The 6530-nt window shown below is 76.5% G+C and carries 5 protein-coding genes; 3 read left to right on the top strand and 2 right to left on the bottom strand.

Going from position 1 to position 6530, the window contains the following annotated elements:
- Positions 1 to 156 precede the first annotated feature (156 nt).
- Together LPA54_RS10095 and LPA54_RS10090 are read left to right on the top strand one after the other, a co-directional pair.
- On the top strand, positions 157 to 951 hold the full coding sequence (locus tag LPA54_RS10095) for a VOC family protein (RefSeq protein WP_228975970.1): 795 nt from the start codon (positions 157 to 159) through the stop codon (positions 949 to 951).
- 112 nt (positions 952 to 1063) lie between these two features.
- Positions 1064 to 3517, top strand: a complete 2454-nt coding sequence (locus tag LPA54_RS10090) for a SpoIIE family protein phosphatase (protein WP_228975968.1) — start codon at positions 1064 to 1066, stop codon at positions 3515 to 3517.
- Between the two features lie 84 nt (positions 3518 to 3601).
- Here the strand turns inward: LPA54_RS10090 and LPA54_RS10085 are convergent, their stop codons facing one another.
- Positions 3602 to 4588, bottom strand: coding sequence for a YafY family protein (locus tag LPA54_RS10085; protein ID WP_228975967.1), 987 nt, complete (start codon positions 4586 to 4588; stop codon positions 3602 to 3604).
- Between the two features lie 90 nt (positions 4589 to 4678).
- On the opposite strand from LPA54_RS10085, the gene LPA54_RS10080 reads away from it, so the two are divergent.
- Entirely contained in the window at positions 4679 to 5455 is a 777-nt protein-coding gene (locus LPA54_RS10080; protein WP_308112828.1) for an NIPSNAP family protein, read from the top strand.
- Positions 5456 to 5547: 92 nt separating this feature from the next.
- Here the strand turns inward: LPA54_RS10080 and LPA54_RS10075 are convergent, their stop codons facing one another.
- Complete coding sequence (locus tag LPA54_RS10075) at positions 5548 to 6381, bottom strand: lytic polysaccharide monooxygenase (protein ID WP_228975965.1); 834 nt, start codon at positions 6379 to 6381, stop codon at positions 5548 to 5550.
- Positions 6382 to 6530: the final 149 nt, after the last annotated feature.

The raw sequence follows: 6530 nt of genomic DNA, 5'->3' as shown, positions 1-6530 counted from the left end.
CGGAGATGGGTCTAAGAGACCGCCCGGGCCGCCCGGGGGCGCGTCACCGGTTCGTCCGCCACGGGGCGCGGCCGGGGGGCGGCGGTGCGACGCTGGTCCCGTGGGCCCCGCCGCACCCGCGGCCCCTCCCCCGCCCGCGACGGAAGGAACCGCGCCGTGATCACCACCGACTTCGTCCCCGGATCCCCCTGCTGGCTGGACCTCGGCGCGCCCGACGTCGACGCCGCGGCCGCGTTCTACGGGTCGGTGTTCGACTGGGAGTACCGCTCGTTCGGGGAGGAGGCGGGCGACTACGGCTTCTTCCAGCTGAACGGCAGGACGGTGGCCGGGCTCGGCGCGCTCACCGAGGAGGGCGCCCGCTCGGCGTGGATGGTCTACTTCCGCACCCGGGACGTCGACACGACCACGGAGGCGGTGCGGCGGTCCGGCGGCACCGTACGGGTGGAGCCGACCGAGGCCGGCGACGAGGGCCGGATGGCGCAGTACACCGACCCCCAGGGCGGGCAGTTCGCCGTCTGGCAGCCGGGCACGCACCAGGGCCTCGACGCGGTGGACGAACCGGGGTCGCTGTCGTGGGTGGAGCTGCTCACGACGGACGCGGCCGCGGCCAAGGCGTTCTACGGCGACCTGTTCGGTTGGCGGACGCAGGACATGGACCTCCCCGGCGGGGGAGGCACCTACTCGCTGATCACCCCGGCGGAGCTGCCGGACGAGCGCATGCACGGCGGGGTGATGGAGCTGCCGGCGGAGCAGCTCGAACCGACCGGCGGCCGCCCGTACTGGCACCCCGTCTTCGCGACCGAGGACTGCGACGCGACCGTCGCCCGCGTCACCGCGGCCGGCGGCAGCGTGCGGATGGGCCCCGACGACGCGGAGGGCGTCGGCCGGCTGGCCGTCTGCCTCGACCCGGCGGGCGCGGACTTCGTCGTCCTGACGCCCTCCCCCAACTGAACCGGTGGGGCCGGACGGACCGGCCCCACCCGGTACCCGGACCGCGGGCGACCCGCCCGCGGGACCCCGGCCGCGCGGGCCGCGGCCGGCCTCCCGTACGAGGGTGAGGGCGATGGACACGCCGCTGCGAACGTTCAGCGAGAGCCCGGAGGACCCCTTCGCGCTGCACCGCGCCGCGACGGCCGTCCTCGACGGGCAGGGCACGGTCGTCGGCTGGAGCCCCCTCGCCGAGCGGCTGCTGGGATTCCGCCCCGAGGACGTCATCGGCCGCCGGGCGCTGGAGGTGCTGGTGGACGCGGAGGACCGGACGGCGGCGGTGACGGCGATCGGCGCGTGCGTGGCCGCGGGCGGCTGGTTCGGCGTCCTGCCGGTGCGGCGCCGGGACGGGCGGCGGCTGCGGATGGGGTTCCGGTCCCGGCTCGTCGTGCGCGCCGGGCACGGCGAGGAGTGGTTCCTCGTAGGGGCCCCGGCGGAGGACGTCATCCAGTGGGAGACGGACCGGTCCCTGCTGGACGGGATCTTCCGCCGCTGCCCCATCGGGGTGTCCGTGCACGGCCCCGACCTGTCGATCCTGCGGGTCAACCGGGCCATCGCCACGTTCGGCGGCGCGCCCGCGGAGACCATGCACGGGCTGCGGATGGGCGATTTCCTCGTGACTCCCGACGCGCGGATCGCCGAGCGCGGGCTGCGGTCGGTGCTGGAGACCGGACAGCCGCTCATCTTCACCGAGCAGCCCTGCCGCCTGCGCACCGACCCGCCGGGCCGGGAGCGGTTCGTCGCCGTGTCGGCCTTCCGCATGGAGGACCCCGCCGGGCAGGTGCTCGGCGTGACCCAGTTCATCGAGGACGTGACCGACCGGGAGCTCGCCCGCCGGCGGCTCGCGCTGCTGAACGACGTCAGCGCGCGGATCGGCACCACCCTCGACGTCACCCGGACGGCCGAGGAGCTGGCCCGGGTGGCGGTACCGGGCCTCGCGGACTGCGTGGCGGTGGACCTCCTGGAGCCGGTGGTACGGGGCTGGGAGCCCGCGCGCAGCGCCTCCGGGCGGCTGTGCCGGGTGGCGCTGGCGTGTGTCACGTCGGAGCCGCCGCCGGCCGCCCGGCGGGCCGGGGGTGAGGTCGCCTTCGCGCCCGGTTCGGCCCAGGCGCGCTGCCTGCGCGAACGGCGGCCCGTCCGGGAGACGTTGGCCGGGGCGGCCCCGGCCGGTGCCGCCGCCCGGGGGCCGGGGCGCGCCTCGGACGCCCATTCGATGATGGCGGTGCCCCTCACCGCCAGGGGTGTGCTGCTGGGGGTGGTGAGCCTGTGGCGGGCGTACCGGCCCGAGCCCTTCGAGGAGGACGACCTGACGCTGGCGGCGGAGTTCGCCGCGCGGGCCGCCGTCTCCATCGACAACGCGCGCCGGTTCACCCAGCAGCGCGAGGCCGCGCTGTCGCTGCAGCGCAGCCTCCTGCCGTCGGACGTGCCGGAGCACCCGGCGGTCGAGGTCGCGCACCGCTACCTCCCGGCGGGGGGCGCCACGGAGGTGGGCGGGGACTGGTTCGACGTGATCCCCCTGTCCGGTTCCCGCGTCGCGCTCGTCGTCGGTGACGTCGTGGGCCACGGGGTGCCGGCGGCGGCGACCATGGGGCGGCTGCGCACGGCCGTGCACACGCTCGCCGGGCTCGACCTGGACCCCGACGAGGTGCTGTCCCAGCTGGACGACCTCGTCGGCCGGATCGCCCGGGAGCAGGAGGCGACCGGTCCGGTCACCGGGGACCAGATCGTGGGCGCGACCTGCCTGTACGCGGTGTACGACCCGATCTCGCGGCGCTGCGCGCTGGCGCGGGCCGGGCACCCGCCGCCCGTCCTGGTCACCCCCGGGGGGCGGGCCGCGCTCGTGGACCTGCCGGCGGGCCCGCCGCTCGGGCTGGGCGGGCTGCCCTTCGAGACGGCGGAGTTCGAGCTGCCCGAGGGGAGTCTCATCGCCCTCTACACGGACGGCCTCATCGAGTCGGGCCGGCACGACGTGGACGAGGGGCTGCGGCTGCTGTACGCGGCGCTCGACGCGGCCGAGCCCGATCTGGACGCGCTCTGCGGGCGGGTGACGCGGACGGTGCTGCCCGACCGGCCCACCGACGACGTGGCGGTGCTGCTGGCCCGCACCCGGGTCCTGCCGGCGGAGAACGTCGCCACGTGGACGCTCCCGACGGAGCCGACCGTGGCCCAGCTGGCCCGCCGGCTGACGGCGTCCCAGCTGGCGGAGTGGGGTCTCGAGGAGCTGGCGTTCACCACGGAGCTGGTCGTCAGCGAACTGGTCACGAACGCCTACCGGTACGCCTCCGGCCCGGTGCAGCTGCGTCTGATCCGGGACTCGGCGCTCGTCTGCGAGGTCTCCGACGCCAGCACGACCGCCCCGCACCTGCGGCGGGCCCGCAGCACCGACGAGGGCGGCCGCGGCCTGTTCCTGGTCGCCCAGCTCACCGACCGCTGGGGCTCCCGGTACACCCGCGACGGCAAGACGGTCTGGACGGAGCAGTCGCTGGACGGGCGCGCCGACGCCCTGGCCGCCCTGCTCGCCGACGCCTGACGGGGGACGTGCCGGCCGCTGCCCGGCGGCCGGGCACCCGGCGCCGGACCGGCCGCGTACGGGACCGCCGCGTACCGCGCCGGCTCAGTCGGGTGCCGGGACGCCGTCGTAGAGGCGGGCGAGGGCGCGCACCGTGGCGGCCATCGCCCGGCGCAGCTCCGGCGGCGCCACGACCTCCACGTCGGCCCCGAGCCTGAGCAGTTCGCCGCAGGCGTGCCCGACGCCCTCGACGGGGACCACCGCCTCCACCCAGCCGTCCTCCCCCACGGGCGAGGCCGTGGCGTCGACGGCCCGCACCACCTCCGGCGGGACGTTGTCCGGCAGCCGCCGCCGGCCGCGCGGGGAGAGCCGCACGGTCGCCGTACCGGTGTGGCGGCGCGCCGAGAAGTCCTCCAGGTACGCCGTCCAGTACGCCTCCAGGTCGAAGTCGCCCGGCCGGTCGAAGGGCTCCCCGGTCGGTACGGCGTCGAGGACCCGGTCGACCCGGTAGGTCGCGACCCGGTCGCCCGCCGCGACGAGGTACCAGGTGCCCGACTTCAGCACCAGTCCGTAGGGGCGCAGCCGGCGGCCCACCTCCCGCGGGGCGCGCCACCGCCGGTAGCGCACGTCCACCGCCCGGCGGGCGAGGACCGCGTCGACGAGGACCGGCAGGTGCGGGGCGGGTTCGGGTTCGCGGTACCAGCCTGGCGCGTCCAGGTGGAACACCGCGGCGGTGCGGGCCGCCTCCGCCCGCGAGCCCGCCGGCAGGGCGGCCAGCAGCTTCAGCCGGGCGGCAGCGGCCTCCGCCCCGAGTCCGAGGTCCGCCGCGGGCCCGGGCAGCCCGGCGAGGAACAGGGCGCGCGCCTCGCCCTCGCTGAGGCCGGTGAGCCGGGTGCGGTAGCCGTCGACGAGCCCGTACCCTCCCCCCGGCCCCGGTTCGGCGCGCAGCGGCACCCCCGCGTCGCGCAGGCGGGCCAGGTCGCGGTAGGCGGTGCGGACGGAGACGCCCAGCTCCTGCGCGGCGGCGCGGGCCGTCACCGGGCCGCGGGACTGGAGCAGCAGCAGCAACGAGAGCAGACGGCCGGCGGACATGCCGCTGATTGTGCCCGGGAACCCTGACAGCCCCTGGCACACCCCTCCCCTACCGTCGGGGCGCACACCGGCGTCGAAGAGGAGACCACCGTGCCCGCATCCCCCCTGTCCCCCACCGGAGCGTCCGCGGCGCCCGCCCCCGGGCCCCGCGGCCCGTCCGTGGTCGAGTTGCGCCGGTACGCCCTGCGGCCCGGCCGCCGCGACGAGCTCGTGGAGCTGTTCGACCGGGAGTTCGTGGAGCCGCAGGAGGAGGCGGGGATGGCGGTGCTCGGCCAGTTCCGCGACCTGGACGACCCCGACCGGTTCGTCTGGCTGCGCGGCTTCCGGGACATGGAGGCCCGCCGCCGCGGGCTGGGCGCGTTCTACGGCGGCCCGGTCTGGGCGCGCCACGGGCCGGCGGCCAACGCGACGATGGTGTCCTCGGACGACGTGCTGCTGCTGCGGCCCCTCACCCCCGGGCAGGGTCCCGTCGCGCGCGCGGCGGCGCGGCCCGCCGTGGGCGCCCCCGACCCGGGCGGCGTGGTGTCGGCGGTGGTGTGGTCCTTCCCGCCCGGCCGCAGCGGGGGCCTCGGCCTGGTCCGCGACGGGCTGCTGCCGGCGCTGCGGCGGACCGGCCCGGCGCCGGTCGCCGTGCTGGCCACCGAGCCGGCGGCCAACACCTTCCCCCGGCTCCCGGTCCGTACCGGGGAGAACGTCGTCGTCGCGCTGACCCCCTACCCGGACGAGGCCGCCCGGCGGGGCCACCTGGCCCGGCTGCACGGGGACCGGCTCACGCGGGAGGGGGTGCTGGCGCCCCTGGAGAAGGAGCTGACCGCGCCCGCGCTGGTCCTGCGCCTCGCGCCGACGGCCCGCTCGCTGCTGCGCTGACCACGCGCGCCGCCGGTGGCGGGGAGCCACCGGCGGCGCGCGCCCGCCGGTACGGCGCGCGACCACGGGTCACGCGCCGGCCGGGCGCGCCGTCAGTTCGTCCTGCGGCGGCGGGTGGTGAGGAAGCAGGCGGCCGTGATGCCCACCGCGGCCACACTGGCCAGGGTCTGGGGCAGGACGGTCTGCTGCTCGCCCGGCAGGTCGCCGCCGTGGCCGTGGTGGCTCACGGTCGACTTGGACAGCCCCGCCTCGATCTGCTTCTCCGTGGGGGCCTGGGGAGCGGCCGCCGCGGCCTTGGCGTAGGTGACGTCCGAACAGCTGTAGAACGCCTCCGGGCTGTCGTTGCGCTGCCAGATCTTGTACAGCATGTGGCGGCCGGAGCGCTGGGGAAGCGTCCCGCCGAACTCGTACCAGCCGCTCGGCGCGGTCCTGGCGACGTTGGCCACGGCGACCGGCTTCTCGTCGAGGTCGGACCACTTCAGGGGCTTGGTGGGGTCGTAACCCTCCTTCGTGATGTAGACGGTCATGGTGCCGGGGTGCGCGGCCGTGACGCGGTACCGGAAGGCGAGCGGGCCAGCGGAGACCGGCGTGGCGGCCCAGTCGGTGCGCGCCCAGTCCAGCGCCTTGTACTTCTCCCGGTTGGCCGAGCAGAGCTTGCCGTCGGGGATCAGCTGGCGGTGCTGCCCGTTGGCGTTGGCGATGTTGACCTCGTTCCAGTCGTAGAGCGGCTGGGTGCCGCTCGTCGCGACGAGGTCCTTGCAGACCTGGGTGTCCGGGTGCTCCGGACCCTCGGCGTAGCACGTCGCCACCCGGCTGACCGGGCCGTGCATGGTGCCGTGGGCGCTCGCCTGGGTGGGGGTCAGGACGACGAACAGCGGCACCGTGGCCGCTACCGCCGCGAGGCGGGTGAACGTTCTCGCTGTCATGTGGGGGGTCCCTTCTTTTCCCCGGGGGACTCAAGTGGGGCGGCTCACAAGCAGCTTGGCATTGGACTAGACCAAGTTCAAGGGGTGGTGCGGGAGTCGGACCGTGTCGTCGCCTGGCGCCGGTCGTTGCACAGCGCGGCTGGAAGGCG

This window comes from Streptomyces sp. DH12 (genome assembly GCF_020873895.1).
Taxonomy (GTDB): domain Bacteria; phylum Actinomycetota; class Actinomycetes; order Streptomycetales; family Streptomycetaceae; genus Streptomyces.
The sequence above is the reverse complement of the archived record's forward strand: the minus strand, read 5'-3'. Positions and strand labels throughout refer to the sequence as shown.

Bases quoted from the DNA above. Each gene is read 5' to 3' on its own strand.
- LPA54_RS10090 (WP_228975968.1), top strand. From the start codon at position 1,064: ATGGACACGCCGCTGCGAACGTTCAGCGAGAGCCCGGAGGACCCCTTC.
- LPA54_RS10085 (WP_228975967.1), bottom strand. From the start codon at position 4,588: ATGTCCGCCGGCCGTCTGCTCTCGTTGCTGCTGCTGCTCCAGTCCCGC.
- LPA54_RS10075 (WP_228975965.1), bottom strand. From the start codon at position 6,381: ATGACAGCGAGAACGTTCACCCGCCTCGCGGCGGTAGCGGCCACGGTG.